This window comes from Pseudomonas sp. B707, from assembly GCF_022496685.1.
Taxonomy (GTDB): Bacteria; Pseudomonadota; Gammaproteobacteria; order Pseudomonadales; family Pseudomonadaceae; genus Aquipseudomonas; species Aquipseudomonas paraglycinae.
In genome coordinates this window covers 182,181-206,548 of record NZ_WTVE01000025.1, presented here as the reverse complement: position 1 = coordinate 206,548, position 24,368 = coordinate 182,181, and the positions used below count along the sequence as shown (strand labels likewise).

Here is a 24,368-nt window from a genome sequence, read left to right as displayed (position 1 = left end):
GCGCCCTCACCCGGTCGACAACAAAACTTCAGCCTTGCGCTTGAGAACGGCAAGATCCATCACCGGCACCGCCATTTCCTTCGCCAGTTCATCCCACTGGCGCATTCGCAGGCTGACGGCGCACAACGGATCCTGCTCGAACGCATCCGCTTCAGCCTCGGTCATCACCCCGCCCTGATATTCCAGGGTGCGGCGGCTGGCTTCGCTCAAGCGGTCGTAATAGCCCGACTCCCTGAGCGTCAGATAGCGCTTGGCCTGGACGTGATATTCCACCAGTCGCGCCAGGCGTTCGCTGAAGCCGGCCTCACGCAAGTAATCCGCGCCGAGGCGTTCGTGGCTGACCACGCCGTAACCGCCCATGTTCTCTGCGCCTTCGGCACACAAGTGGCCGATGTCGTGGAAGAACGCGGCAAGCACCACTTCGTCGTCGAAGCCTTCGACGATGGCCAGTTGCGCCGCCTGGGACATGTGCTCGATCTGCGACACCGGTTCGCCGATGTAGTCGCTGGCGCCGAAGCGCTCATAGAGGCCGAACACCCGGTCGATGACTTGCTCGTGACTCAACATCAGTGCTCTCCAAAAAGCTGTGCAACATTGCGCTCGGCCATGGCCGGGCCGACGCTCATGCCGACGCCGCTGTGCATCAGCGCCACACTCAGCCCCGGCGCCGGACGCAGGAACGAAAACGGCCCCGGACCCCGGGAACCATAGACGCCCTGCCAGCGCTCGAACACCTGCACCTTGCAACCGAGAGTCTGTTCGGCCAGTTCGAGCATCCAGTTGTCGACCTGCTCGGCGTTGAACGGTGATGGATCGCTGCCGTAATGGTGCGAGTCGCCGATGATCAGTTCGCCATACGGCGTCGGGCTGATCAGCAGGTGAATGCCGTTTTCCTGCAAGTGCGGTTGCTCGCGCAGGATTTGCGCCTGCACTGCGGCCGCTTCCGGCAGATCGGCGAAGGCGCCGTAATGCACGCAGCTGAGGCCGGTGAGCAAGGCGTGTTGCAGGTTCAGGTCGATCTGCGGCCGGGCGCGGAGCATTTGCAGTCGGCAGATTTGCGGGTCGAGGGCGGCAATCGGCTCGGCCAGCAAGGTCTGATAATCGTGGCCGGAGCAGACGATGATCTGCTTGGCGGAGAATGTGCCGGCAGTACTTTGCAGGCGCCCAGGCTCGACGTCGCGAACCAGCGTCGAGAAGTGAAACTCGACGTCGAGCTCGCGGCGCAGGTATTCGATCAGCGCCGGAATCGCTTCCCGGGAATACAGCTGTTGGTCGTCCATACCGTGCAGCGCGGCGCGGTGATGGCTGAACTGGCCGCCGTACAGATCGCGCAGTGCGGCACCGCGCAGCAGTTCGACGCGGTAGTCGTGCTCGACGGCGCGTCCGGCGCAGAAGGCTTCGAGCAAGTGCTCTTCGGCTTCGGTGCGGGCGAACAGGTACGAGCCGTTGCGCTTGAGTTGCAGGCCGGCGAGCTGCGCCCACTGGCCCCAGATTTCGCGGCTGGCCTTGGCCAGTTCGAGCATCGGACCCGGTGGCTGGCCGGTGACCAGGGCCTGGCCGAAGTTGCGTACCGAGGCGCCAATGGGCGTGGCGGTGCGCTCGAAAACCGTGACCTTGAGACCGCGCCGGGCGGCGGCCCAGGCGTGGGACAGACCCAGGATGCCGGCGCCGACGATCAGCAAGTCTTTGTGTTGTGTCATGCAGCTACCTCAATGATCGTTCCCACGCTCTGCGTGGGAATGAATACCGTGACGCTCTGCGTCACAGAGGACGCGGAGCGTCCTTGGCTGCATTCCCACGCGGAGCGTGGGAACGATCGGGTAAAAAGATTTACTTGGCAGCGACTTTCTCGGACTTGCCGTCATAACGCTTGCGCCATTCGGTCAGGATCTCGTCGCGGTTCTTCGAGGCCCAGGCGAAGTCGTTCTTGATCAGGCGCTGCTCGTAGTCAGCTGGCAGTTCGGTCTGCGGCTTGGCGATGCCCGGTTGGGCGAGGACGGCGAAGTTTTCCTTGTACAGATCCATCGCCGGGGCGCTGGCGGAGAAGTCGGCCAGTTTCTTCGCGGCTTCTTCGTGCGGCGTGCCTTTGATCACGGCGGTGGCTTCGATCTCCCAGCCGAGGCCTTCCTTCGGCAGGATGATGTCCAGCGGCGCGCCCTGACGCTTCAGCTGAACGGCCGGGTATTCGAAGGAAATCCCGATCGGGAATTCGCCCGCTGCCGCCAGTTTGCAAGGCTTGGAACCGGAGTGAACGTACTGGCCGATGTTCTGGTGCAGACCGTCCATGTAGGCCCAGCCCTGTTTCTCGCCGAAGGTTTGCAGCCAGGCGCTGACGTCGAGGAAACCGGTGCCGGACGAGGCCGGGTTCGGCATCACGATCTTGCCCTTGTACTCAGGCTTGGTCAGATCCTGCCAGCTCACCGGTTTGCTCAGGCCCTGCTTTTCGGCTTCGACGGTGTTGAAGCAAATCGTCGCGGCCCAGACGTCCATGCCGACCCAGGCTGGCGGGTTGGCGGCGTCGCGGTAGTTCGCGCCGATCTTGCCCAGATCCTTCGGCGCATAGCTTTGCAGCATGCCTTGCTGATCGAGGATCGCCAGGCTCGACGCCGCCAGGCCCCAGACCGCGTCAGCCTGCGGGCGATCCTTTTCGGCCAGCAGTTTGGCGGTGATGATCCCGGTGGAGTCGCGCACCCACTTGATCTCGACGTCCGGGTTGGCCTTTTCGAAGGCCTCTTTGTAGGACTTCAACTGCTCGGCTTCGAGGGCGGTGTACACCATCAACTCGGTTTTTGCCGCGAAGGCATTCAGGCTGAAAGTAGCGAGCACAGCAGCGGCCAGGGCCATAGGCTTGAACATGATCGTTTTCCTGTCGGTGAGTTGAGGCTGAAGGGATAAGTCGTGGATCAGTGGCCGGGCGCCGTTTGCCGCCAGGCCTGGGAACGGCGCAGCAAGCCGCGCGAAGCCCACGCCAGCAGCAAGGACACGCCCGCCGAGGTGAACAGAATCAGGGTCGACATCGCCGCAGCCCCGCCGACGTTGCCGGCGTCATCCATGTTCAGCACCGCCACCGCCGCGAGGATGGTGTCGGGGCTGTAGAGGAAGATCGCGGCGGACACGGTGGTCATGGCCGAGACGAACAGGTAGCGCACGATGTCCAGCAGCGCCGGCAGGCAGATCGGCACGGTGACCCGCAGGTAATGCCGGTACAGCGGCGCCTTGAGCGACAGCGCGGCAGCTTCGAACTCGGCGTCGAGCTGGCGCAGCGCGGTGGTGGCGGTCATCTGCGCGGTGGTCAGATAGTGAGCAATGGTGCAGACGATCAGCAGGGTCATGGTCCCGTACAGCACGTGCAGCGGGTTGCCGGTCAGGTTGAAGAAGAAGACGTAACCCAGACCCAGCACCAGCCCCGGCACCGCCATCGGTACGAAACTGAGCATTCGCAGTGTCAGATTCAGCCCGCGCTGGCTGCGGGTCTTTTCCATCAGGTAGGCGCCGGTGAAGATCAGCACGCTGCCAATCAGCGCCGTGCCCAGCGCCATCTTCAAACTGTTGCCGTAGGCCAGCCAGCCACCGCCGGCAGTTTCGTTGAACTGATAGTGGTTGAGTGACAGCGACAGGTTGTACGGCCAGAATTTCACCAGCGACGAGAATACCGCCATACCGAACACCAGCAGCAACGCGGCGCTGATCAGCAGCACAACGCTGAAATAAAAGGCGTCGCGCTTCTTCGACGGTGCCGGTTTGAACACCTGGGCGCGACCGCTCATGGAGTCGCCGTGACGCCGACGCAGCCAGGCATCGACGCCAAAACTGAACAGCGCTGGCAGCAGCAGAACCATGCCGATCAACGCGCCGCGACCGAATTGCTGCTGGCCGACCACCGCTTTGTAGGCTTCCAGCGCCAGCACCTGATAGTCGCCACCGACCACCACCGGCACACCGAAATCGGTGATGGTCAGGGTGAACACCAGACAGAACGCGGCGAACACGGCCTGGCGGGTCGCCGGCCAGGTAATGCTACGAAAGGCCTTTGCCGGACTGGCACCCATGCTCGACGCGGCGTCGAACAATCGCGCATCCGCCAGCGACAGGGCTGACAGCAAAATCATCAAGGCGTGTGGGAAGGTGTAGATCACCTCACCCAGAACAATCCCCCAGAAACCGTAGATGTTGTCCGACAGCAGCCCGCGCAACAGGCCCTGATTGCCGAACAGATAGACCAGCGCAATCCCCGGCAGCATCGACGGCGCCATCAGCGGCAGCAGGGAAATCCCACGCCAGATGCCTTTGCCGGAAATCAACGTGCGCTGCAAGGCGTAGGCAAACAGGTAGGCCAGCGGTACGACGATCGCCGCGACGCTGAGGGAAACTTTCAGGCTGTTACCGAGCAACCAGTGGAAATTGTCGCTGGTCACCAACTCCTTGGCGGCGAGCCAGCCACCGCCCTGCCCGGCTTCGCTGCTGAAGCCGCGCCAGAAGATCGCCAGCAATGGCAACAGCACCGCCACACCGAGCAGCACCAGCAGCAGAAGTTTGCCGCCGAGGACGAAGATCCGGTCGCCGACCTCGGCCCCGGACATCTGCCGCGCCTGCTTTTGCGGTAGCGGCAGTGCGAGGTTGCTGTTCATCAGGCAAACACCTGCAGGCTGCGTGGCGGCAAGGCGACCATGATCTGCTGGGCGCCGAGGCGTGGCATGGCTTCCGGTGCCAGTTCGGCGAGCAAGGGGTGGCCGGGCAACTGATCGAGTTCGAAGCTCATGCGGCAGCGGTTGCCGAGGAAAGTGATCTCGCGAACCTTGGCCGGGAACAGGTTTTCCTCGTGTACCAGCGGATTGACGTTGATCGCTTCCGGGCGGCAGAACAGCCGGCCCGACGCACTGTGGACGCTGCCGTCGGCCAGGCGCAGGTTCATCCCGCCGACCTTGGCGTGGCTGTCGCTGCTGCGCTGGAATGGCAACCAGTTGCCTTGGCCGACGAACTCGGCCACGAACGGCGTGGCCGGGCGGTTGTAGATTTCCTGCGGGGTGGCGTACTGCTCGACCTTGCCGTTGTTCATCACGGCAATGCGGTCGGCCATCAGCATGGCCTCGTCCTGATTGTGGGTGACCATCAAGGTGGTGATGCCGAGGTTGCGTTGCAGTTGACGCAGCTCGGTGCACAGATGCTCGCGAACCCGGGCATCGAGGGCCGACATCGGTTCGTCGAGCAACAGCAGCGACGGCGCCGGTGCCAGAGCCCGGGCCAGTGCCACCCGTTGCTGCTGGCCGCCGGACAACTGGCCCGGGTACTTTTTCTCACTGCCGGTGAGGCCGACCAGTTCCAGCATCTGACCGACGCGACGGCGCACTTCATCGCGACCGCTGCCGGCGAGGCCGTAGGCAATGTTCGCTTCGACGGTCAGATTGGGAAACAGCGCGTAGGACTGGAACAGGATGCCGTAGTCGCGGGCCTGCGGCGCGAGGTGGGAAACATCGCGCTCGCCCAGGTACAGCTCGCCGCTGTCCTGCTTCTCCAGACCGGCGATGCAACGCAGCAACGTGGTCTTGCCGCAGCCCGACGGGCCGAGCAGGCACACCAGTTCACCGGCCGCGACATCGAGGGAGACGTTATCCAGCGCAGTGAATGCGCCGAAGCGCTTCTGCACGCCGCGCACTTTCATCGGTGCGCCGGGGTTGGTCAGGGCAGTTGCGATTGCAGGGTTCATGGACAGGCCTCATCAAGCAGATGAGACGAATCCTAGAGTTGTAATGCGTCGGTCATATGGCAACAAGGCAAAATCGACCGATAGTGGTATTCAGGGATTTTGGTTCCCCGCAGAGCGTGGGAACGATCATTACGATCAGGCCGGGGACATTTCCTGCGCCAGTCCGAGAAACGCTGCCGGCAAGCGGGCGTTCTTGCGTTCCTTGAGGCAGTAGAGGTATTCGGGAATCTGCGGCGCATTTTCGAGGGTCAGCACCCGCAACTGCGGATCGTGCGGCACTTCCTGACGTGCAATGATGCTGATGCCGATGTTGCGCAGCACCGCCTCGCGAATCGATTCGCGGCTGCCGATCTCCAGCAACGGGCCGAAACTGACGCCGGCGCTGGCCAGCAATTCTTCGGTGAGGCGACGGGTAGTTGAGCCGGATTCACGCATCAACAAGGTATGCCCGGCCAGCGCACTCAGCGTCACATGCTCGTGCGCCGCCAGCGGATGATTGCGATGCACCGCCAGCACCAGCGGATCGCTGCCTAGCACTCTACGGATCAGCCGCGCATCGTCGAGCAATTGAGACGAGGCCGCGACATCCACCCGATAATCCTCCAGCGCTTCGAGCACCTGCTGCGAGTTGCCGATTTCCACCGACACTTCTACCTGTGGCAAACGCTCGCGGAACGTCTTAACCAGATCAAGGATGTAATACGGCGCGGTGGCGGCAATGCGCAGCGTGCCCTGCACCTGGCCGCTGTTGCGCAGGAAGAACTCGATATCGGCTTCCTGCTGCAACAAGGCTTTGACCATCGGCAACAGTCGCGCACCTTCGTCGCTGACACTCAAGCGCCGGCCGCCACGGTAGAACAACTCCACCGAATACTGGCTTTCCAGATTGCGGATCTGAGTGGTCACGGTCGGTTGGCTGAGGCCGAGCTTTTTCGCCGCCAGCGTGATGCTGCCCAGGCGGGCCACCATGTAAAACGCTTTCAGCTCGGCACTCAGCACAACCGTCCCTCTTCCTCTATTTGCGCAACAGGCGCAAACCGTTGAACACCACCAGCAGGCTCACGCCCATGTCGGCAAACACCGCCATCCACATGGTGGCGAGCCCGGCGAAGGTTACCCCAAGAAAGATCGCTTTGATCACCAGCGCCAGCGCGATGTTCTGTTTGAGGATAGTGGCGGTATGGCGCGACAGGCTGATGAAGGCCGGAATCTTGCGCAGATCGTCGTCCATCAGGGCGACATCGGCGGTTTCGATCGCGGTGTCGGTGCCGGCCGCCGCCATCGCAAACCCGATCTCGGCCCGAGCCAGTGCCGGTGCGTCGTTGATGCCGTCGCCGACCATGCCGACTCGACGGCCCTGCGCGTACAGTTCTTCGATGGCTTGCAGTTTGTCGGTTGGCAGCAAGTCGCCCTTGGCCTGATCGATCCCGACCTGCGCCGCAATCGCCTGCGCGGTGTGGACGTTGTCGCCGGTGAGCATCAGGGTTTTCACGCCCAGTTCGTGCAGTTGGCGGATCGCTTCGCGGCTGGTTTCCTTGACCGTGTCGGCCACGGCGAACAATGCCAGCGGGCCGGAACGGTCGAGCAGCAACACCACGGACTTGCCCTGTTTCTCCAGCGCGAACAGCTTTTCTTCCAGCTGCGGCGAGCACAGGCCCAGTTCTTCGACCAGACGATGGTTGCCCAAGTGGTAGACCTGACCGTTGACCTCGCCTTTTACCCCACGACCGGCCAGCGCTTCGAAGTTATCCACAACCAGAGCCGCGAACCCTTTATCCACAGCCGCATTGGCGATGGCCAGCGACACCGGGTGATCGGAACGCCCGGCCAGCGCGGCGGCAATCGCCGGGGCCGTGGCGTCGGCGGTCGGCTCGAGGGACAGGTAATCGGTCTGCACCGGTTTGCCGTGGGTGAGGGTGCCGGTCTTGTCGAGGGCCAGATAGTCGAGCTTGAAACCGCCCTCCAGGTACACGCCACCCTTGACCAGAATGCCTTTGCGCGCCGCAGCCGCGAGGCCGCTGACGATGGTCACCGGGGTGGAAATCACCAGTGCGCAAGGGCACGCGACCACTAGCAGCACCAAGGCGCGGTAGATCCAGTCGAACCACGCGGCGCCCATGAACAGCGGCGGGATGATCGCCACGGCCAGCGCCAGGACGAAGACCACCGGGGTGTAGATTTTCGAAAACTGATCGACGAAGCGCTGAGTCGGCGCTCGCGCGCCTTGCGCCTGTTCCACGGCGTGGATGATCCGCGCCAGAGTCGAATTGTTCGCCGCTGCCGTTACCGCGTATTCCAGCGAACCGGCCTGGTTGATGGTGCCCGCAAAGACCTTGTCGCCGACGGTTTTCTCCACCGGCAGGCTCTCACCGGTAATCGGCGCTTGATCGATAGTCGAACTGCCACTGACGACTTCACCGTCCAGCGCAATGCGCTCACCGGGTTTAACCCGCACGCGGGCGCCGAGATCGATGCTTTTGACGTCCAGTTCGACCCAGTTACCGTCCGCCTGCAACACCGTCGCCTGCTCCGGCGTCATCTGCATCAGGCCGCTGATGGCGTTGCGTGCGCGATCCAGCGAGCGCGCTTCGATCAGCTCGGCCACGGTGAACAGGAACATCACCATCGCCGCTTCCGGCCACTGGCCGATCAACACGGCGCCGGTCACGGCGATGCTCATCAAGGCGTTGATGTTGAGGTTGCGGTTCTTCAGGGCGATCCAGCCCTTCTTGTAGGTGGTGAGGCCGCCGCTGAGGATGGAAATCAGCGCAATGATCGCCACCACCCAGGTCGGGGCGGCGCTGGTGAAGTGGATCACTTCGGCAGCGAGCGCACCGACGCCGGACAGCGCCAGCGGCCACCAGTGTTTTTTCACCGGCGCCGTCGTTGGCGCTTCGACGCCCGCCTCCAGCGGCTCGGCCTGCATGCCCAGGGATTTGATCGCGTCGATGATCGGCGCGGTGTCCGGCAGATTGTGTGTCACACCGAGCACGCGGTTGATCAGGTTGAATTCCAGTTGCTGGATCCCGGCCAGTTTGCCGAGCTTGTTCTGGATCAGCGTCTGCTCCGTCGGGCAGTCCATCGCCTCGATGCGGAAGCTGCTCAGCCGGGCGTCAGCGCTTTTTGCCTCGCTCAGTTTCACCAGTGACGGCGCGGTGGCTTTCGACGAGCAGCACGAGTCTTCACTCGAATGAACCGGCGCAGGCGCAACGGTTTTCGACCCGCAGCAGGAGTCGCCGGCGTGGGCATGTTTATGCACAGGCTGCAGTTTGTGACTGTGATCGTGCCCGTCGCCGGGCTTGTGGGTGTGCAGGGAATCGCTCATTGGTCGCGTCCATGAAGGTGCCTGTTGCCAAGTAAAGACCCTGTAGCCACTATAGGGTCAAGCACCCTTTTGGAGATTGCCGTCATGAAGATCGGAGAACTGGCGAAACAAACCGATTGCGCCGTGGAAACCATTCGCTACTACGAACGCGAAAACCTGCTGCCGGAACCGGCCCGCAGCGACGGCAACTACCGCGTCTACACTCAGGCCCACGCCGAGCGCCTGACCTTCATCCGCAACTGCCGCACCCTCGACATGACCCTCGAAGAAATCCGCAGCCTGCTCGCCTTGCGCGACAGCCCGCAGGATCAGTGCGAAAGCGTGAATGCGCTGATCGACGAGCACATCCAGCATGTCAAGGCGCGGATCGATGGCTTACTGGCGTTGCAGACGCAATTGCTCGACCTGCGCCAGCGCTGTGGCGAAGGGCCGGAGGCGGATCAGTGCGGGATCCTGCAACGGCTGGAGGTGAGTGGCGGGGTTGTGGCAACCGAAGTCGAACATTCCCATGTGGGCAGAAGCCACGGCCACTAACGATTGACGCTCGTTCCCATGCTCCGCGTGGGAACGATCCTGCCGACTAGACCGCCATCGGCGCGGTCATCGGCGCATGGTGCTCGTAGCCTTCCAGCGAAAAATCACTCGGCTCAACCAGCTCCAGCCACTCCGGCTGATAAACACCGGTCTTGGCAAACTCCGGCACGCGATCCGAAATCTTCAGTTTCGGCATGGCGAACGGCTCGCGCTTGAGCTGTTCGTTGAGCATGTCCAGGTGGTTTTCGTAGACGTGGGCGTCACCGATGAAATAGGTGAACCAGCGCGGCGTGTAGCCGGTCAGGCGACCGATCAGGCTCAGCAGCGCGGCGCCTTCGGTGAGGTTGAACGGCGTGCCCAGGCCCAGGTCGTTGGAGCGGATGTAGAGGGTCAGAGAAATTTCCTTGGTCTCGACATTCGGGTGGAACTGGTACAGCAGATGGCACGGCGGCAGGGCCATTTCATCGAGCTGGGCGCAGTTCCAGCCGTGGAACAGGATGCGGCGGCTGCCCGGGTCCTTGATGATCGTGTCGACGCACTGGCGCACTTGATCGATGGCTTTGTACAAGACCACATAGGCCTGGCCGTCTTCTTCGCCTTGGGCAATCTGCTTGTAGCCGTTGCTCAGGGTTTGTTCGATGGCGGCGGTGTTGCTCAACGGGATCTGCTTGTACGCCGGCCATTTGCGCCATTGCACGCCGTAGATTTCGCCGAGGTCGTCTTCGCCCTGACGGAACGGATTGGCGAGCCACTGGGCGTTTTCGTTGGCGTTCTGATCCCAGACCTTGCAGCCCAGCGCACGGAATTCGGCGGCGTTGTTCACGCCACGCAGAAAGCCGCACATCTCGCCGATGGCCGATTTGAAGGCCATCTTGCGGGTGGTGATCGCCGGGAAACCTTCCTGCAGATCGAAGCGCAGCATGGCGCCCGGAAAGCTGATGGTGTTCACGCCGGTACGGTTGGCCTGTTTGGTGCCGTTGTTGATGACGTGTGACACCAGATCGAGATATTGCTTCATGAGTTACCTGTGTCCTTGAGCCCCGGCAAACGTCGCCGGGGTTCGAATATTTAAGCTGTCGGTGCAACCGGCGCCGCCGGGGCGCGGTGGTAGGCCAGCCAGATCAGGAACAGCCCGCCGATGATCATCGGTACGCAGAGTACCTGACCCATGGTCAGCCAGTTCCAGGCCAGGTAGCCCAGTTGCGCGTCCGGCACGCGGACGAATTCGACGATGAAACGGAAGATGCCATAAAACAGCGCGAACATGCCGGAGACCGCCATGGTTGGCCGTGGCTTGCGCGAGAACAGCCAGAGGATCAGGAACAGCGCCACGCCTTCCAGTGCGAACTGATACAGCTGCGACGGGTGACGCGGCAGTTGCGCCGGGTCGCTGAACGGCGGGAACACCATGGCCCACGGCACGTCGGTGGCCTTGCCCCACAGCTCGGCATTGATGAAGTTGCCGATACGCCCGGCACCCAGACCGATCGGCACCATCGGCGCCACGAAGTCCATCAGCTGGAAGAACGACTTGCCGTTACGCTTGCCGAACCACAACGCGGCCAGCATCACGCCGATGAAACCGCCGTGGAACGACATGCCGCCCTTCCACACTTCGAAAATCAGCGTCGGGTTGGCCAGGTAAGCGCTCAGGTCGTAGAACAACACATAGCCCAGACGCCCGCCGACAATCACACCCATCGACAGCCAGAACACCAGGTCGGACAGCTTTTCCTTGGTCCAGGTCGGGTCGAAACGGTTGAGCCGGCGCGATGCCAGCAGCCACGCGCCGCCGATGCCGACCAGGTACATCAGGCCGTACCAGTGGATTTTCAGCGGACCGATGGCCAGGGCCACCGGATCGATCTGCGGGTAAGGCAGCATTGCGACTCCTCGTTAGCATTCAAATCTTCAAAAATTCCCGGGCGACGCTGTCACCTCAGGATTAAGCCAGGATTGCGACCTGCCAAAACACACGGCTCAGAACAGAAAGCTCAGGCCCACGCAAAACAGCAAAGCCGCGAACAGCCGTTTCAGCAACTTCGGCGACAACCTGTGCGCCAGCCGCGCGCCGAGCCGGGCGAACACCATGCTCGTCAGGGCAATGCCCAAAAGCGCCGGCAAGTACACAAAACCGAGACTATGGGCCGGCAGCAACGGATCATGCCAGCCCAGAATCATGAAACTTATTGCACTGGCCACAGCAATCGGCAGACCGCAGGCCGACGAGGTCGCCACCGCCTGCTGCATCGGCACGCTGCGCCAGGTCAGGAACGGCACGGTCAGCGAGCCGCCGCCAATCCCGAAAATCGCCGATGCCCAGCCGATCACACTGCCGGCCACGGTCAGACCGAGTTTACCCGGCACCGTTCGGCTGGCCTTGGGTTTGACGTCCAGCGCCAGCTGCGCCGCGATCACCAGGGCGAACACACCGATGATCTTTTGCAGGTTGGGCCCGGAGATCGCTTCGGCGGTCAGCGCTCCGAAACCCGCGCCGAGCAGAATGCCAACGGTCATCCACTTGAAGATCGGCCAGCGCACCGCGCCGCGTCGATGATGCTCGCGCACCGCGTTGACCGACGTGAAGATGATCGTCGCCAGGGACGTGCCGACCGCCAGATGGGTCAGGATCGACGGATCGAAGCCCTGCAAGGTGAAACTGAACACCAGCACCGGGACGATGATGATCCCGCCGCCCACCCCGAACAGCCCGGCCAGTACGCCCGCACAGGCGCCCAGCGCCAGATAGAGCAGAAATTCCATGACTGCCTCCCAAGGCGCGTCCCCAAAACCGGAGCGGCATGGTAACGGATGGATACCCTTCGGCTCCACTGGCGATGGATGCACGGACGATGTCTGCGTAGAGTGGGCAAAAAACACACAAGGACCACCTTATGTGCCTGATTGTTTTCGCCTGGCGGCCGGGGCATGCCCAGCCGCTGATCGTCGCGGCCAACCGTGACGAGTTCTACGCCCGGCCCAGCCTGCCGCTGGCCCAGTGGCCCGAGTCGCCGCATGTTCATGCCGGTCGCGATCTTGAGGCCGGGGGCACCTGGCTCGGTCTGGGCGCCAACGGTCGTTTTGCGGCGCTGACCAACATTCGCGATCCGCATCAGCCGCCGGCCCGGCGCTCCCGGGGTGAACTGGTGGCGGGTTTTCTGACCGGAAACCTGTCGATCGATGACTATTTGTCCGACGTTGTCGCCCGTTCGCCGGACTATGCCGGCTTCAACCTGCTGCTGGGCAATGCCAACGAGCTGTGGCACTTCAATGCGCGGTCTTCGGAACCGGTGATGTTGCAGCCCGGGGTCTATGGTCTGTCCAACGCCGGGCTGGATACACCGTGGCCGAAACTGCTCAAGGCCAAGGCGGCATTGAGTGCGGTGCTGGATGATCCGCAGCCCGAGCGGTTGTTGGCATTGTTGGGGGATGCGCAAACGGCGCCGTTTGCCGAGCTGCCGGATACCGGCGTGGGGCTGGCGACCGAGTCGTTGTTGTCGAGTGTGTTTATTGCCAGCCAGAGTTACGGGACGCGGGCGAGTACGGCGTTGATCGTGCAGGCGGACGGGACGCGGCGGATGGTGGAGCGCAGTTTCGGGCCGTATGGCGGGCACTTGGGGGAAGTGGAGATCAAAATTTAAAAGCTACCCTCACCCCAGCCCTCTCCCGGAGGGAGAGGGGGCCGACCGAGGTGTCTTGAGCCTTACATCGACCTGAAAGATCGAGTCGATTATGGATTCAATACAACTCGTTCAAGTCGATGCATATCTGCAACATCCCGCGATCAGTCCCCTCTCCCTGCGGGAGAGGGTTAGGGTGAGGGTAAGCTTTTGATCTCAGGCTTTTGACTTCAGACCTTGACCGCCGCCGGATTGACCATCTTCGCCAACCCAAGATTCTTCAACGCCAGTTGCAGCGAGCTGTGGATCACCTGCGGGTTGTCGATGGTCATCAGTTCCGCCAGCAGATCCTTGGCCTTGCTCAGGTTGATCTGACGCAGCATCCATTTCACCTTCGGCAGGTTGGTGGCGTTCATCGACAGGCTGTCGAAACCCATCGCCATCAACAGCACCGCTGCCGCCGGGTCACCGGCCATCTCGCCGCAGATACTCACCGGTTTGCCTTCGGCATGGGCGTCGCGCACTACGGTTTGCAGGGCTTGCAGCACCGCGGGGTGCAGGTAGTCGTAGAGATCGGCCACCCGCGGGTTGTTGCGGTCCACCGCCAGCAGGTACTGGGTCAGGTCGTTGGAGCCGACCGACAGGAAGTCCACCATCCGCGCCAGCTCTTTGGTCTGGTAGACCGCCGCAGGAATTTCGATCATCACGCCTACCGGCGGCATCGGCACGTCGGTGCCTTCGTCGCGCACTTCGCCCCAGGCCCGGTGAATCAGGTGCAGCGCCTCTTCGAGCTCGTGGATGCCGGAGATCATCGGCAGCAGGATCCGCAGGTTGTTCAGGCCTTCGCTGGCCTTGAGCATCGCACGGGTCTGCACCAGGAAGATTTCCGGGTGGTCGAGAGTGACGCGGATCCCGCGCCAGCCGAGGAACGGGTTGTCTTCCTTGATCGGGAAGTACGACAGCGACTTGTCGCCGCCGATGTCCAGGCTGCGCATGGTCACCGGTTGCGGATGGAACGCGGCGAGCTGCTCGCGGTAGATCGCCAGTTGTTCCTTCTCGCTCGGGAAGCGCTGGTTGATCATGAACGGCACTTCGGTGCGGTACAGACCGACACCTTCGGCGCCGCGCTTCTGCGCTCGCGCCACGTCCGCCAGCAGGCCGGTGTTGACCCACAGTGGCATGCGGTGGCCGTCCAGGGTCACACACGGCAGGTCGCGCAGGGTATCGAGCCCCAGCGCCAGTTGCTTCTCTTCCTCCACCACCTCGGTGAACTGCTTGCGCAGCACTTCGCTGGGGTTGGTGTAAACCTCGCCCCGTGTGCCGTCGACGATCATTTCGATGCCGTCGACCTTGGCGTACGGCAGATCGACCAGACCCATTACAGTCGGGATACCCATGGCCCGGGCCAGGATCGCGACGTGGGAGTTGCCCGAACCGAGTACCGACACCAGACCGACCAGCGTGCCTTCCGGCACCTCGCCGAGCATCGCCGGCGTCAGTTCTTCGCTGACCAGAATGGTTTTTTCCGGGTAAACCAGGTTCTGCTGACGCTCTTCCTGCAAGTAGGCGAGCAGGCGTCGGCCCAGGTCCTTGACGTCCGACGCCCGCTCACGCAGGTACTCGTCGTCCATCAAATCGAAACGGTTGACGTGATCGGTCACGACCTGACGCAACGCGCCCTGGGCCCACTGGCCGGTCTTGATCACGTTGGTGATTTCGCTGCCCAGCGAGGCATCGTCGAGCATCATCAGGTAGACGTCGAACAGCGCACGCTCTTCCGGGCGCAGCTGGGTCGCCAGTTTGGCCGACAACGCACGCATGTCGGCGCGCACGCCTTCGATGGCGGTCTTGAACAGCGCCAGTTCGGCGTCGATGTCGGTGATGGTCTTGTCCGGCACCACGTCCAGATCCGCCGGTGGCAGCATGACCACCGCGGTACCGACCGCTGCGCCCGGCGAACCCGGGACGCCGACGAACTTGGCTTCCTGGATGCCCTTGCCCTGACGGCCCAGGCCACGGATGGAACCGGTGGCCTCGGCGTGGGCGATTACGCCCGCGAGCTGCGCGCTCATGGTCACGAGGAAGGCTTCTTCACCTTCATCGAACTGGCGGCGTTCTTTCTGCTGGATGACCAACACGCCGACGACGCGGCGGTGGTGAATGATCGGCGCCCCGAGGAACGAGGCGTAGCGCTCCTCGCCGGTTTCGGCAAAGTAGCGGTAGCGCGGGTGATCCGCGGCGTTTTCGAGGTTCAGGGGTTCTTCACGCGTGCCGACCAGGCCGACCAGACCTTCGTTGGGTGCCATGCTGACCTTGCCGATCGAGCGCTTGTTCAAGCCCTCGGTGGCCATCAGCACGAAGCGGTTGGTCTCCGGATCAAGCAGGTAGACCGAGCAGACCTGGCTGCCCATGGCCTCTTTGACGCGCAACACAATAATCCCCAACGCCGCCTTGAGATCCTTGGCGGAGTTAACTTCCTGGACGATCTTGCGCAGCGTATTGAGCATGGCTCGGGGTCGAACTCCGTCGTCAGTCGCGCGCTAAAAGGCGCGGGGCAAGCTCTTTGAGAGCGCGGCGATACACTTCGCGCTTGAATGTCACCACCTGGCCCAACGGATACCAATAACTGACCCAGCGCCAGCCATCGAACTCCGGTTTACCGGTCAAATCCATCCGCACCCGCTGCTCGTTGGAGATCAGGCGCAGGAGAAACCATTTCTGTTTCTGGCCGATGCACAGCGGTTGGCTGTGGGTTCGCACCAGACGTTGCGGCAAACGATAGCGCAACCAGCCCCGGGTGCAGGCCAGTATTTCAACATCTTCGCGTTCCAGGCCAACTTCTTCGTTCAGCTCGCGGTACAAGGCGTCTTCCGGCGTCTCCTCGGGATTGATTCCCCCTTGTGGAAACTGCCAGGCATCTTGATTGATACGGCGAGCCCATAGCACCTGGCCGGCGTCATTCGTCAGAATGATCCCGACATTAGGGCGGAAACCATCGGGGTCGATCACGGCAACAACCTCGCAAACGCATGTCGCCGCATTGTTCCACAAAGGTTGTGAAGGCGGCAACGAGGGTTCCGAGCTTATGTGCACTCTTGTGAAAAGACCGTATTCTTGTGGCCTTTTTACTGACTTTTCAGCGGGTAACTGCAATGCGCCTGGCTTTATTCGATTTGGACAACACCCTTCTGGGCGGCGACAGCGATCACGCCTGGGGCGATTATCTGTGCGAACGCGGCTTCCTCGACCCGATCGCGTACAAAGCGCGCAACGACGAGTTCTATCAGGATTACCTGGCCGGCAAACTGGATAACGCTGCCTACCTGAACTTCTGCCTGGAAATCCTCGGCCGCACCGAGATGGCCGTGCTTGAGCAGTGGCACAACGATTACATGCGCGACTGCATCGAGCCGATCATGCTGCCGAAAGCGCTTGAGTTGCTGAAAAAGCACCGCGACGCCGGCGACAAACTGGTGATCATCACCGCCACCAACCGCTTCGTCACCGCACCGATCGCCGTGCGCCTGGGCGTCGAAACCCTGATCGCTACCGAGTGCGAGATGCAGGACGGTCGCTACACCGGGCGCAGCACCGATGTGCCGTGCTTCCGCGAAGGCAAGGTGACACGCCTGAACCGCTGGCTGGAAGAAACCGGGCATTCGCTGGAAGGCAGCTATTTCTACAGCGACTCGATGAATGACCTGCCGCTGCTGGAGCAGGTGGCGAATCCGGTGGCGGTCGACCCGGATCCGAACCTGCGGGCCGAAGCCGAGAAACGTGGCTGGCCCGTCATAAGCCTTCGCGGCTGATACCGCCATCGCTGGCAAGGCCAGCTCCCACAAAGAATTTGTGAACGCGTCAGATCAATGTGGGAGCGAGCCTGCTCGCGAACGGGGTCGACGCGGTCCCAAGCCTTAAACCGGCTTCGCCCCCATCAACGCCGCAATGGCCAGAAATCCGACGCCGCTGACAATGGCCAGCGCCAGATTGAATTTCCGGTTGCCGACCCCGCTGGTCCATAGCCGATTAAGCCGAACAAGCAGCCAGACCGCGCTGAATGTGGCCACGGCATAGATCACGCTAGACCCCAGAATCCAGAACTGTCCCAACGGCCAGCCAATCAGGTGCACCAACCACCAGCCGGTGAAAGGCATGCTGAGCACGCCGATCAGCATCAGACACCAGACGAACAACCAGGGTCGCTGCATCGTGCTGGCCGGCCCCTCGCTGCGATTACGCCAGGAAACAGCGGCGAGCCCCAGCCCGCTCGCCAGTATCACCACGGTCGCCGCGACGTGAAGGACTTTCAGGGTGGTCAGGGTTTCCATGAATTTCTCTTTCCTTGTGCCATACCCATCAGCGTAGCCGTTCAGCCAAGAAACAGCTGATAGGCCGGGTTGTCGCTTTCGTCCCAGTACGGGTAGCCGATTTCCTCAAGGGCTGCGGGCACCAGATGACGTTCGTCGTGGGGCACTTGCAGGCCTGCGACCACACGGCCATCCGCCGCACCGTGGTTGCGGTAGTGGAACATCGAGATGTTCCAGCGACCGCCGAGCTTGTTGAGGAAGTTGAACAGCGCGCCCGGACGCTCCGGGAACTCGAAGCGCAGCACCACTTCATCGACCACGTGCGCCGCGCGACCGCCGACCATGTGACGGATGTGCAGCTTGGCCAGTTCGTTGTCGGTCAGGTCGAGCACCGGGAACCCCTGTTCGGTCAGGCTCGCCAGCAGTGCGCTACGCGGGTCGTTGTCCGGGTGGGTCTGCACGCCGACAAAGATGTGCGCTTCGCTGCCATTGTTGTAGCGGTAGTTGAATTCAGTGATCTGGCGCTTGCCGATGGCCTCGCAGAAGGCCTTGAAGCTGCCGGCCTTCTCGGGGATGGTCACGGCGATGATCGCTTCGCGGCCTTCACCCAGTTCGGCGCGCTCGGCGACGTGGCGCAAGCGGTCGAAGTTGACGTTGGCCCCGGAGTCGATGGCCACGAAGGTCTGGCCGCTGACGCCGCGCTGCTCGACGTACTTCTTGATCCCGGCCACGCCCAGGGCGCCGGCCGGCTCGGTGATCGAACGGGTGTCGTCGTAGATGTCCTTGATCGCCGCGCAGATTTCGTCGGTGCTGACGGTGATCACTTCGTCGACGTAATCCTTGCAGATGTCGAAGGTGTGCTGGCCGATCTGCGCCACCGCCACGCCGTCGGCGAAGATGCCTACAGTCGGCAGCACCACGCGTTCGCCCGCCGCCATCGCCGCTTGCAGGCAGTTGGAGTCATCGGGCTCGACGCCGATGACCTTGATGTCCGGCCGCAGGTATTTCACGTACGCCGCGATGCCGGCGATCAGACCGCCGCCGCCCACCGGAACGAAGATCGCATCCAGCGGCTGCGGGTGCTGGCGCAGGATTTCCATCGCCACGGTGCCCTGCCCGGCAATGGTGTGCGGATCGTCGTACGGGTGGATGTAGACGTAGCCTTTTTCATCGACCAGTTTCAGCGAGTAGGCCAGGGCTTCCGGGAAGGAATCGCCGTGCAGCACCACCTTGCCGCCACGGGAGCGCACGCCTTCGACCTTGATCTCCGGGGTGGTCTTGGGCATCACGATGGTCGCTTTCACGCCCAGCACTTTCGCCGCCAGGGCCAGGCCTTGCGCATGGTTGCCCGCCGACGCGGTGACCACGCCGCGAGCGCGCTCTTCGTCGCTCAACTGGGTCAGCTTGTTGTAGGCGCCGCGAATCTTGAACGAGAACACCGGCTGCAAGTCTTCGCGCTTGAGCCAGATGTCGTTGCCCAGCCGCTCGGAGAGCTGGCGGGCGTTCTGCAGCGGGGTTTCTACGGCAACGTCATAAACGCGCGAGGTGAGGATCTTCTTGACGTACTGTTCGAGCATCGGAAAGCATCACTGGCGATTGGGCGGGACCAGCGAGTCTAACCCGGCTTTCGGCCGGACGACCACACGAATGCAGAGGTTTTAGCCCGGCTTGAGGCTATAATGCCGGCCTTTCCGTTCTTACCTTGCCCGCTTCCGGAGCCCGCATGACCCAGGATCAACTCAAACAGGCCGTGGCCCAGGCCGCCGTCGACTTCATCCTTCCGAAACTCGACGACAAGAGCATCGTCGGCGTCGGCACCGGCTCCACCGCCAACTGCTTCATCGACGCCCTGGCCCAGCACAAAGGCGCGTTCGACGGCGCGGTCGCGAGCTCCGAAGCCACCGCCGCGCGCCTCAAGGGCCACGGGATTCCGGTGTATGAGCTGAACACCGTGAGCAACCTGGAGTTCTACGTCGACGGCGCCGATGAAAGCGACGAGCACCTGAACCTGATCAAGGGCGGCGGCGCAGCCCTGACCCGCGAGAAGATCGTCGCGGCTGTGGCCCAGACATTCATCTGCATCGCCGACGCCAGCAAACTGGTGCCGGTGCTGGGCGCGTTCCCGCTGCCGGTGGAAGTGATCCCGATGGCCCGCAGCCACGTGGCCCGCCAGTTGGTGAAGCTGGGCGGCGACCCGGTCTACCGCGAAGGCGTGCTGACCGACAACGGCAACATCATCCTCGACGTGCACAACCTGCAGATCACCGACCCGGTAGAGCTGGAAGCGCAGATCAACGCGATCGTCGGCGTGGTCACCAACGGTTTGTTCGCGGCGCGTCCGGCGGATCTGCTGTTGCTGGGTACCAGCGAAGGTGTGAAGACCCTGAAGGCTGAGTAACCTCAGGCTGCCTGCAAATTCGCGGGCAGACGACTAAACCCGTGGGAGCGAGCCTGCTCGCGAAAGCGCCAATTCAGCCAACATCTTCATTGGCTGACGCGACGCCATCGCGAGCAGGCTCGCTCCCACAGTGTTTTGCGGCGCGAATTATTTCTGCGCAGGCTTCCTGAAGACATAAAACAGATTCGGCTCGCTCACCAGATACAACGTCCCGTCGTCATCCATCGCGATACCTTCCGCCTGCGGCACGGTTTTCTTCAGGCCCTGCCGGCCACCGCTCAACGACATGGTGCTCAACGGGCGCCCGTCCACATCCAGTTCCAGAATCAGCCGTGACTCGTCGGACAGCGCCAGTAAATGGCCGCTGCGCTCGTCGTATTGCAGGCTCGACAGATCGCGCACGAACATCCCGGCATCGCGCTTGGGATTGTTGATCACGTGTACCGCGTAGGATTTTTCCGGATTGAAGTGCGGGAAACCGTGCACTTCATAGATCAGCATCGGATCCCGTTCCTTGGCCACGAACAGGCGCTTGCCCACCGAGTCGTAAGCCAGGCCTTCAAAGCCCTTGTTGCCGCTCATGTGCACACCGAGGGTCATTTGCTCGGCGTCCGCTGCATCGAGGAACGTGGTGCCGTGTTCCAGATGGATCTTGATCAGGCGTTGCTGGCGTTCATCGGTGATCACGTAGGTGTCGGCGCTGATGAACTCCACCGCCTCCGGATCACCGAAGCCGATCAAGGCGACACGGCGCAGGATCGTGCCATCCAGCGACAGCTCGACCAGTTCGGCATTCTTGTTGGTCACGGTGAACAGGCTCTTGCGCACCGGATCGTAGGTCAGCGCCGAGACATCGTCGTTCAGCCCGCCGATGACCTTCGCTTCAATCTCCACCCGGTATTGATCCAGCCCGATGGCCTCGCTGCTCATCGGCTGCCATAGCGTATGCAGGTTGAACCAGGCACGCTCGAACAGGCGCATGTATTGGCCGATCGCAATCAACGCGATCAGGGCAATCACCGACAGGATGATGAACAGAGGCTTGGGACGGGCAAGTCGACGCATTCGGGCAGGCTCGGAGTCAAAACAGGCGGATGAAATATCACGCCTGTCTGAACTGAAGCTTAATGGCCACTTGCCTCAGGCCACAACTGCACAGATCTGCAATTGCTGCAGGAGTCGTTACTTCTGCTTTTCGAAGCGGTAGAACAGGTTCGGCTCGCTGACCATGTACAGCGTGCCCGCCTCGTCCATGGTCACGCCTTCGGCGCGGGGAATGGTTTTCTTCAAGCCGTTGAAACCGCCGAGCAGGGTCATGAAGCTGACCTGCTCGCCCTTCTCGTCCAGCTCCAACAGTAAATGCGAATCGGCGGACAACACCAGGGTGTGGCCGGTGCGCGGGTCGATCGACAGAGCCGAAAGGTTGCGCAGGTCCAGTTCGTCGCTGTCGAGTTTCTGCTTGTCGCCCTTGAGCGTCTGGCTGCCGTCGCTTTTCCAGGTGAACAGCGCAGGCGGACGCTCTTCGCCCAGTAGCAGTTGCTGGTTGCGGGCGTCCCAGGTGATGGCTTCAAAAGCCTTGTTCTGGTCTTTCGACGGCCCCAAGTCGTATTTCGGGAAATCGTCGCGCTTGAGTTCGCGGGTCTCGGCATCGACCTTGACGATGGAGAGCAGGTGCTCGCGCTCATCGACAATCGCCATCAAGCCGTTTTCCATCACCGTCAGGCCTTCGGGATTGCTCCAGCCCACCAGCGGCATCTTGCGCAGCACGTCACCCTGCAGGGTCAGCTCGACCAGGAACGGATTCTTGCCCATCACCGAAAACAGGGTTTTGGTCTGCGGGTTATAGGACAGGTCCGAAGCTTCGTCCTTTTCCATCCCCGGCAGCAGCTTGGCGTCGATCACCACGCGGTAGTCCGGAAGCCAGACGCTTTCCTGTTTCTCGGCCGGGCTTTCAAAACGCTCCAGCACCCACAACAGGCCACGGTCATCCCAATGCATGGCAAACGCCAGCCCGTACGCAGCGACGGCTGCCAACACAATCCAGGAATACCAGCGCAGGGCGAAGCGCGAACGGCGGGCGGGTTTGAGCTGAGTTTGAGATGACATCAAAGGACGCGTTCCGAAAATTCAGGCTACGGGTAATAGCACAAAGAGGCCGGCTCAGACGCCAGAATGACCGGAATTATCCGGACAGAATGTGAAAAAAACGGCAAATGGCCGGAATGCCCTGCGTCTTTGCAGGTCGCATCACAAAACGAAAACGGGAGACTGCAGACTTGAGAGCTGAGCTCAAATCTGCAATCTCCCGCTCGGGAACGCGATATACGGATCAGCGGACGCTGCTGGTGAAGCGACTGGCGCCCGGCAGCTCCAGCACGATCTCATCACCAACGTTCAGCGGGCCGACGCCCACCGGCGTGCCGGTCAGGATCACGTCACCGGCCTGCAGCGAAAAGCAGCCGGCCATGTGCTGGATCATCGGCACGATCGGATTGAGCATCGCGCTGCTGTTGCCGTCCTGGCGCACTTCGCCGTTGATGGTCAGGCGGATGCCGATGTCGGTCAGGTCGGCGAAAGTGCTGCCGACCACGAACGGCGCAATCACCGCCGCGCCGTCGAACGACTTGGCGATTTCCCACGGCAGGCCCTTGGACTTGAGCTCGGCCTGCTTGTCGCGCAGGGTCAGGTCCAGCGCCGGGGCGAAACCGGAGATCGCGTCCAGCACTTCTTCACGGCTCGGCTTGGTCGACAGCGGCTTGCCGATCAACACGGCGATTTCCGCCTCGTAATGCACGGAGCCACGCTCGGTCGGAATGCTGAAACCGCCTTCCAGCGGCACCACGCAACTGCCCGGCTTGATGAACAGCAACGGCTCGGTAGGCACCGGGTTGTCCAGTTCCTTGGCGTGTTCGGCGTAGTTACGCCCGATGCACACCACTTTCCCCAGCGGAAAATGAATCCGCGTACCGTCGACATACTGGTGCTGATAGCTCATTACCGACTCCTGCCTTCATTGATTCATCAGGGATTGCCAATCAAACCGCGAAGATCTTGCCCGGGTTCATGATGCCGTTCGGGTCGAACACCGCCTTGACCGCTTTCATGTATTCGATTTCCACCGGTGAGCGGCTGTAGGTCAAGTAGTCGCGCTTGGTCATGCCCACGCCGTGTTCGGCGGAAATCGAGCCGTTGTACTTCTCGACGGTTTCGAACACCCACTTGTTGACGGTGGCGCACTTGGCGAAAAACTCGTCCTTGCTCAGGTTGTCCGGCTTGAGGATGTTCAGGTGCAAGTTGCCGTCGCCGATATGGCCGAACCAGACGATTTCGAAATCCGGATAGTGTTCGCCGACGATCGCGTCGATTTCCTGCAGGAAAGCCGGGACTTTCGAGACGGTGACCGAGATGTCGTTCTTGTACGGCGTCCAGTGGGAGATGGTTTCGGAGATGTACTCGCGCAGCTTCCACAGGTTCTGCAACTGGGTTTCGCTCTGGCTCATGACACCGTCCAGCACCCAGCCCTGTTCCACGCAATGCTCGAAGGTTTCCAATGCAGTGTTGGCCACTTCTTCGGTGGTCGCCTCGAATTCCAGCAAGGCATAGAAGGGGCAATCGGTTTCGAACGGCGCCGGGACATCGCCACGCCCCATGACTTTGGCCAGAGCCTTGTCGGAGAAAAATTCGAACGCAGTCAGGTCGAGGCGGCCCTGAAAGGCGTGCAGCACCGGCATGATCGAATCGAAATCGGCGGTGCCGAGGACCATCGCAGTCAGGTTTTTCGGCGAACGATCCAGGCGCATGGTGGCCTCGACCACAAAACCGAGAGTGCCTTCAGCGCCGATGAACAGCTGGCGCAGGTCATAACCGGTGGCGTTCTTGATCAGGTCCTTGTTCAGTTCCAGCACATCGCCCTTGCCGGTCACCACTTTCATGCCCGCCACCCAGTTGCGGGTCATCCCATAACGAATGACCTTGATCCCGCCGGCATTGGTGCCGATATTGCCGCCAATCTGGCTGGAACCGGCCGAAGCGAAGTCCACCGGGTAGTACAAGTCATGTTCTTCGGCGGCGTTCTGCAATTGCTCGGTGACCACGCCCGGCTGACAGACGGCGGTGCGGTCGGTCAGGTTGATATCCAGAATCTGATTCATGTAGTCGAACGACACGACCACTTCGCCATTGGCGGCCACGGCCGCGGCGGAAAGTCCGGTACGCCCGCCCGACGGCACCAGCGCCACTTTATGTTCGTTGGCCCAGCGGACGACGGCCTGCACCTGCTCGATGGTCTTGGGGAACACGATGGCGCTGGGCGCCGGGGCGAAGTGCTTGGTCCAGTCCTTGCCGTAAGCGTTCAGGGAGTCGGCATCGGTCAGGACTTTGCCAGGATCGACCAGGGTCTTCAGTTCATCAATCAGGGCAGGATTGGTCATCGACGGAACTCTCGAACAATTCATGGTCATCCTGAGAACGCTTCACGTCG

22 protein-coding genes are annotated in these 24,368 nt (G+C 62.0%); 4 read left to right on the top strand and 18 right to left on the bottom strand.

Annotated elements, in window-relative coordinates:
* Positions 1 to 6 precede the first annotated feature (6 nt).
* The 7 genes from GQX66_RS13565 to GQX66_RS13535 form a co-directional block, all read right to left on the bottom strand.
* On the bottom strand, positions 7 to 567 hold the full coding sequence (locus tag GQX66_RS13565) for a phosphonate degradation HD-domain oxygenase (RefSeq protein WP_240869675.1): 561 nt from the start codon (positions 565 to 567) through the stop codon (positions 7 to 9).
* Positions 567 to 1,700 (bottom strand): TIGR03364 family FAD-dependent oxidoreductase, encoded by a 1,134-nt coding sequence (locus GQX66_RS13560; protein WP_240869674.1) that lies wholly within the window; start codon positions 1,698 to 1,700, stop codon positions 567 to 569. Before GQX66_RS13560 ends, GQX66_RS13565 begins: the two co-directional genes overlap by 1 nt.
* A gap of 130 nt (positions 1,701 to 1,830) precedes the next feature.
* On the bottom strand, positions 1,831 to 2,856 hold the full coding sequence (locus tag GQX66_RS13555; RefSeq protein WP_134022610.1) for a putative 2-aminoethylphosphonate ABC transporter substrate-binding protein: 1,026 nt from the start codon (positions 2,854 to 2,856) through the stop codon (positions 1,831 to 1,833).
* Between the two features lie 47 nt (positions 2,857 to 2,903).
* Positions 2,904 to 4,628 (bottom strand): putative 2-aminoethylphosphonate ABC transporter permease subunit, encoded by a 1,725-nt coding sequence (locus GQX66_RS13550; RefSeq protein WP_134022612.1) that lies wholly within the window; start codon positions 4,626 to 4,628, stop codon positions 2,904 to 2,906.
* Positions 4,628 to 5,704, bottom strand: coding sequence for a putative 2-aminoethylphosphonate ABC transporter ATP-binding protein (locus tag GQX66_RS13545; RefSeq protein ID WP_102685803.1), 1,077 nt, complete (start codon positions 5,702 to 5,704; stop codon positions 4,628 to 4,630). The genes GQX66_RS13550 and GQX66_RS13545 overlap by 1 nt, the downstream gene beginning before the upstream one ends.
* A gap of 135 nt (positions 5,705 to 5,839) precedes the next feature.
* The gene (locus tag GQX66_RS13540; protein WP_085646996.1) at positions 5,840 to 6,703 is read right to left on the bottom strand and encodes a LysR family transcriptional regulator; all 864 of its coding nucleotides are present in this window, start codon (positions 6,701 to 6,703) and stop codon (positions 5,840 to 5,842) included.
* 16 nt (positions 6,704 to 6,719) lie between these two features.
* Positions 6,720 to 9,029 carry a heavy metal translocating P-type ATPase gene (locus GQX66_RS13535; RefSeq protein WP_240869672.1) on the bottom strand — a complete coding sequence of 770 codons (2,310 nt, stop codon included), beginning with the start codon at positions 9,027 to 9,029 and terminating at the stop codon, positions 6,720 to 6,722.
* 84 nt (positions 9,030 to 9,113) lie between these two features.
* Between GQX66_RS13535 and cadR the strand changes: the two genes are divergently transcribed.
* Entirely contained in the window at positions 9,114 to 9,563 is a 450-nt protein-coding gene (gene cadR, locus GQX66_RS13530; RefSeq protein WP_064600182.1) for a Cd(II)/Pb(II)-responsive transcriptional regulator, read from the top strand.
* Between the two features lie 46 nt (positions 9,564 to 9,609).
* Here cadR and GQX66_RS13525 read toward each other — a convergent pair whose 3' ends face one another.
* From GQX66_RS13525 to GQX66_RS13515, 3 genes are all read right to left on the bottom strand, one after another.
* Complete coding sequence (locus tag GQX66_RS13525) at positions 9,610 to 10,581, bottom strand: thymidylate synthase (RefSeq protein WP_011336420.1); 972 nt, start codon at positions 10,579 to 10,581, stop codon at positions 9,610 to 9,612.
* A gap of 50 nt (positions 10,582 to 10,631) precedes the next feature.
* Entirely contained in the window at positions 10,632 to 11,447 is an 816-nt protein-coding gene (gene lgt, locus GQX66_RS13520) for a prolipoprotein diacylglyceryl transferase (RefSeq protein ID WP_039767887.1), read from the bottom strand.
* A 96-nt stretch (positions 11,448 to 11,543) separates the two neighbouring features.
* Entirely contained in the window at positions 11,544 to 12,326 is a 783-nt protein-coding gene (locus GQX66_RS13515) for a sulfite exporter TauE/SafE family protein (RefSeq protein WP_064380026.1), read from the bottom strand.
* 131 nt (positions 12,327 to 12,457) lie between these two features.
* On the opposite strand from GQX66_RS13515, the gene GQX66_RS13510 reads away from it, so the two are divergent.
* Positions 12,458 to 13,204 (top strand): NRDE family protein, encoded by a 747-nt coding sequence (locus tag GQX66_RS13510; RefSeq protein WP_240869671.1) that lies wholly within the window; start codon positions 12,458 to 12,460, stop codon positions 13,202 to 13,204.
* A gap of 209 nt (positions 13,205 to 13,413) precedes the next feature.
* Here the strand turns inward: GQX66_RS13510 and ptsP are convergent, their stop codons facing one another.
* Together ptsP and GQX66_RS13500 are read right to left on the bottom strand one after the other, a co-directional pair.
* Complete coding sequence (ptsP, locus tag GQX66_RS13505; protein ID WP_074690101.1) at positions 13,414 to 15,690, bottom strand: phosphoenolpyruvate--protein phosphotransferase; 2,277 nt, start codon at positions 15,688 to 15,690, stop codon at positions 13,414 to 13,416.
* A 22-nt stretch (positions 15,691 to 15,712) separates the two neighbouring features.
* The gene (locus GQX66_RS13500; RefSeq protein ID WP_003229203.1) at positions 15,713 to 16,192 is read right to left on the bottom strand and encodes an RNA pyrophosphohydrolase; all 480 of its coding nucleotides are present in this window, start codon (positions 16,190 to 16,192) and stop codon (positions 15,713 to 15,715) included.
* A 143-nt stretch (positions 16,193 to 16,335) separates the two neighbouring features.
* Here GQX66_RS13500 and GQX66_RS13495 point away from each other — a divergent pair, with 143 nt between their 5' ends.
* On the top strand, positions 16,336 to 16,992 hold the full coding sequence (locus tag GQX66_RS13495; RefSeq protein WP_011336424.1) for an HAD family hydrolase: 657 nt from the start codon (positions 16,336 to 16,338) through the stop codon (positions 16,990 to 16,992).
* Between the two features lie 105 nt (positions 16,993 to 17,097).
* Here GQX66_RS13495 and GQX66_RS13490 read toward each other — a convergent pair whose 3' ends face one another.
* A complete protein-coding gene (locus GQX66_RS13490) occupies positions 17,098 to 17,511 on the bottom strand; it encodes a DUF2269 family protein (protein WP_011336425.1) in 414 nt (137 codons plus the stop codon).
* Between the two features lie 41 nt (positions 17,512 to 17,552).
* A complete protein-coding gene (gene ilvA / locus GQX66_RS13485; protein WP_011336426.1) occupies positions 17,553 to 19,067 on the bottom strand; it encodes a threonine ammonia-lyase, biosynthetic in 1,515 nt (504 codons plus the stop codon).
* 146 nt (positions 19,068 to 19,213) lie between these two features.
* On the opposite strand from ilvA, the gene rpiA reads away from it, so the two are divergent.
* Complete coding sequence (gene rpiA, locus GQX66_RS13480; protein ID WP_240869670.1) at positions 19,214 to 19,888, top strand: ribose-5-phosphate isomerase RpiA; 675 nt, start codon at positions 19,214 to 19,216, stop codon at positions 19,886 to 19,888.
* Positions 19,889 to 20,035: 147 nt separating this feature from the next.
* Here rpiA and GQX66_RS13475 read toward each other — a convergent pair whose 3' ends face one another.
* The 4 genes from GQX66_RS13475 to GQX66_RS13460 form a co-directional block, all read right to left on the bottom strand.
* Positions 20,036 to 20,953, bottom strand: coding sequence for an SdiA-regulated domain-containing protein (locus tag GQX66_RS13475; protein ID WP_240869669.1), 918 nt, complete (start codon positions 20,951 to 20,953; stop codon positions 20,036 to 20,038).
* A gap of 117 nt (positions 20,954 to 21,070) precedes the next feature.
* Entirely contained in the window at positions 21,071 to 21,994 is a 924-nt protein-coding gene (locus tag GQX66_RS13470; RefSeq protein WP_240869668.1) for an SdiA-regulated domain-containing protein, read from the bottom strand.
* Positions 21,995 to 22,217: 223 nt separating this feature from the next.
* Positions 22,218 to 22,883: a fumarylacetoacetate hydrolase family protein gene (locus GQX66_RS13465; protein WP_007953483.1), complete on the bottom strand. Its 666-nt coding sequence runs from the start codon at positions 22,881 to 22,883 to the stop codon at positions 22,218 to 22,220.
* Between the two features lie 40 nt (positions 22,884 to 22,923).
* Positions 22,924 to 24,318 (bottom strand): FAD-binding oxidoreductase, encoded by a 1,395-nt coding sequence (locus GQX66_RS13460; RefSeq protein ID WP_240869667.1) that lies wholly within the window; start codon positions 24,316 to 24,318, stop codon positions 22,924 to 22,926.
* Between the last annotated feature and the right edge of the window lie 50 nt (positions 24,319 to 24,368).

Coding starts and splice junctions, on each gene's coding strand:
- GQX66_RS13565 (WP_240869675.1), bottom strand. CDS start 567: ATGTTGAGTCACGAGCAAGTCATCGACCGGGTGTTCGGCCTCTATGAG.
- GQX66_RS13560 (WP_240869674.1), bottom strand. CDS start 1,700: ATGACACAACACAAAGACTTGCTGATCGTCGGCGCCGGCATCCTGGGT.
- GQX66_RS13555 (WP_134022610.1), bottom strand. CDS start 2,856: ATGTTCAAGCCTATGGCCCTGGCCGCTGCTGTGCTCGCTACTTTCAGC.
- GQX66_RS13550 (WP_134022612.1), bottom strand. CDS start 4,628: ATGAACAGCAACCTCGCACTGCCGCTACCGCAAAAGCAGGCGCGGCAG.
- GQX66_RS13545 (WP_102685803.1), bottom strand. CDS start 5,704: ATGAACCCTGCAATCGCAACTGCCCTGACCAACCCCGGCGCACCGATG.
- GQX66_RS13535 (WP_240869672.1), bottom strand. CDS start 9,029: ATGAGCGATTCCCTGCACACCCACAAGCCCGGCGACGGGCACGATCAC.
- cadR (WP_064600182.1), top strand. CDS start 9,114: ATGAAGATCGGAGAACTGGCGAAACAAACCGATTGCGCCGTGGAAACC.
- GQX66_RS13525 (WP_011336420.1), bottom strand. CDS start 10,581: ATGAAGCAATATCTCGATCTGGTGTCACACGTCATCAACAACGGCACC.
- lgt (WP_039767887.1), bottom strand. CDS start 11,447: ATGCTGCCTTACCCGCAGATCGATCCGGTGGCCCTGGCCATCGGTCCG.
- GQX66_RS13515 (WP_064380026.1), bottom strand. CDS start 12,326: ATGGAATTTCTGCTCTATCTGGCGCTGGGCGCCTGTGCGGGCGTACTG.
- GQX66_RS13510 (WP_240869671.1), top strand. CDS start 12,458: ATGTGCCTGATTGTTTTCGCCTGGCGGCCGGGGCATGCCCAGCCGCTG.
- ptsP (WP_074690101.1), bottom strand. CDS start 15,690: ATGCTCAATACGCTGCGCAAGATCGTCCAGGAAGTTAACTCCGCCAAG.
- GQX66_RS13495 (WP_011336424.1), top strand. CDS start 16,336: ATGCGCCTGGCTTTATTCGATTTGGACAACACCCTTCTGGGCGGCGAC.
- GQX66_RS13490 (WP_011336425.1), bottom strand. CDS start 17,511: ATGGAAACCCTGACCACCCTGAAAGTCCTTCACGTCGCGGCGACCGTG.
- ilvA (WP_011336426.1), bottom strand. CDS start 19,067: ATGCTCGAACAGTACGTCAAGAAGATCCTCACCTCGCGCGTTTATGAC.
- rpiA (WP_240869670.1), top strand. CDS start 19,214: ATGACCCAGGATCAACTCAAACAGGCCGTGGCCCAGGCCGCCGTCGAC.
- GQX66_RS13475 (WP_240869669.1), bottom strand. CDS start 20,953: ATGCGTCGACTTGCCCGTCCCAAGCCTCTGTTCATCATCCTGTCGGTG.
- GQX66_RS13470 (WP_240869668.1), bottom strand. CDS start 21,994: ATGTCATCTCAAACTCAGCTCAAACCCGCCCGCCGTTCGCGCTTCGCC.
- GQX66_RS13465 (WP_007953483.1), bottom strand. CDS start 22,883: ATGAGCTATCAGCACCAGTATGTCGACGGTACGCGGATTCATTTTCCG.
- GQX66_RS13460 (WP_240869667.1), bottom strand. CDS start 24,318: ATGACCAATCCTGCCCTGATTGATGAACTGAAGACCCTGGTCGATCCT.